This window comes from Blautia sp. ZXY-1-B12 (assembly GCF_056339915.1).
Genome location: NZ_JBWJVP010000254.1, coordinates 1 through 2,197 on the forward strand (window position 1 = coordinate 1; position 2,197 = coordinate 2,197).

Sequence of the window (2,197 nt, forward strand, 5' to 3'; positions counted from 1 at the left end):
AAATAATTTCATTCGCTCTACGATTGTTGCAAGGTCTGTAGTTGTATAAAGAGAAGCTCCGTCTGATTTCAGAAGCATACATGGAGGAATCTCTTTTGTGTCGTTCTCTTCTTTTACATCTACTACAAGTGCACCCTGGTCTACATAAGCGAATCCTTTTTCTTTCATCTCCTCAACCATTCCAGGAATATATGGCTGTGCATCGGATTCCTTTTTCCAGAGATCAAAAGACACATTTAATTTGTCATAGTTGCGCTTCAGGTCTGTAACGGATACGTTCATAATATGGTTCCAGAGAGCCATGTATCCCGGTTTGCCCTGCTGAAGAAGATGAGTTGCTTCCAGAGCTTCGTTTCTGTACGCTTCATCCTCTTTGGACTTGCCGCTTGCACATGGATAGATCTCTTCCAACTCGCTGATCGTAAATGGTGCTTCCTCCGGATACTCTCCTGTGTAAGAATCATCAAAATAAACCAGCTCCGGTTTTCTGTGTTTCAGTTCTGTAATGATCAGCCCCATCTGAAGACCCCAGTCTCCCAGATGAACATCACCGATCACTTTATGTCCTACAAAGCGACCGATTCTCTTAATACTTTCTCCGATGATTGCAGAACGAAGGTGTCCTACATGAAGAGGTTTTGCAACGTTTGGTCCACCGTAGTCAATGATGATCGTCTTCGGCTCTTTTGCTGCAGATACGGAAAGTTTCTCATCTGCTGCCATTTCCTTTAAGTAATCTGCAAGGAATTCACCTTTTACTTTTAAATTGATAAATCCCGGTTTTACGACTTCTGCCATGGAGAAAACCTGGCTGTCTTTTAAGTATGCTACTACATCATCAGCGATCATAAACGGTGCCTTCTTGTATGCTTTGGCTCCTGCCATAGCACCGTTGCACTGAAATTCGCAAAGATCCGGTCTGTTGGATACGGTTACTTTTCCGTAGGATGGGTCGTATCCGGATTTTTCAAATGCTGCGGAAAGTTCTTCCGCCATCTGTTCCATAAGTTTCTTCATTCTTTCCTAACTCCTCAGATTGTTTTATTCTACTACCACTTTTCTTGAACATGCAACTGCAATAGCACCATGTCCGATATGGCATGCAACACTTAATGATAACGGATTCTGCACAATCTCAATTCCGGGGAATACTTCGGCAATTTCTTTCTTAAATTCCTCTGCTTCCTCCTGATTTCCTGTATAAGCAGACTGCAGGCACATTTCGCCACGTTTTACGTATTCTGCGAAGCGGTTCTCCAAGTCATTCTGCATAGCCTTGAGCATGACACGTTTTGCCTGCTTCTTGCCTCTTGTTTTGGAATATGCATCCAGCTTCTCACCCTGGATCTGAAGCACAGGTTTCAGGTTCAGAACTGTTCCGATTGCTGCTGCTGCAGGAGTAATCCTTCCGCCTTTCTTAAGGTATTTCAGAGTTTCCAGAGTAATATAGATACTGGAATCCAGCTTCTGCTCTTCCAGAACCTGTTTGATCTGTGTCGCATTTCTGCCCGCATCTCTTAATGTGAGGGCATCCAGTACAGATTGTCTCTGCGTAACAGAAATTCTCTGATTGTCTACTACATGTACTCTTCCGTCATATTCCTGAGCCAGTCCCATTGCTGTATCGCAGGATGCACTCAGTCCGCTTGACATTGGAATATGCACTACTTCATCATACTTTTCCAGTAATGTATTCCAGAGTCCGCATACATCTGCCGGCCCCGGCTGTGAAGTAGAAATAGCCTCATCATTCTTAAGTCTCTCATAAAACTCTTCCTGTGAAAGAGTGATTCCTTCAAGATAAAGCTTCTCGTTAATATAAAAAGGCATTGGAATTACGCTGATTCCAAGTTCTCTTGCCTGGTCCTGTGTTATGCCGCTGTTACTGTCTGTGACAATGGCAATTTTTCCCATATTCATATCTCCTTTGCTTCTGATCCACTTCAGATTTTTTATGTATCAATCATCTTTTCATAAAATTACAGACTATGTTCAGTTTATCATATTTTTTTATGTATCACAATCAGGAACCGCTAATTTATTGCAAAAAAATTCCGCATAGATTGACCCATGCGGAATTTTGACTGCCTGTTTCTATTCTTTTGCGATATTTATGCCAGAATCAGCCCAGTTCCCTTACGATCTTACGTACCGGCAGAACAAATGTAGGTGATACAGATAATTCATCAATCCCCAT

Annotated in this window: 2 protein-coding genes; both read right to left on the minus strand. The window is 42.3% G+C overall.

All coding sequences use genetic code 11. From position 1 onward, the window contains the following. Positions 1–1,017, minus strand: a 1,017-nt coding sequence (gene argS / locus AC075L_RS17810) for an arginine--tRNA ligase domain-containing protein (protein WP_476387984.1), incomplete at its 3' end; no start/stop codon positions are given. A 24-nt stretch (positions 1,018–1,041) separates the two neighbouring features. Next, the gene (locus AC075L_RS17815; RefSeq protein WP_118409365.1) at positions 1,042–1,914 is read right to left on the minus strand and encodes a DegV family protein; all 873 of its coding nucleotides are present in this window, start codon (positions 1,912–1,914) and stop codon (positions 1,042–1,044) included. Positions 1,915–2,197 lie beyond the last annotated feature (283 nt).

Coding starts and splice junctions, on each gene's coding strand:
- AC075L_RS17815 (WP_118409365.1), bottom strand. CDS start 1,914: ATGGGAAAAATTGCCATTGTCACAGACAGTAACAGCGGCATAACACAG.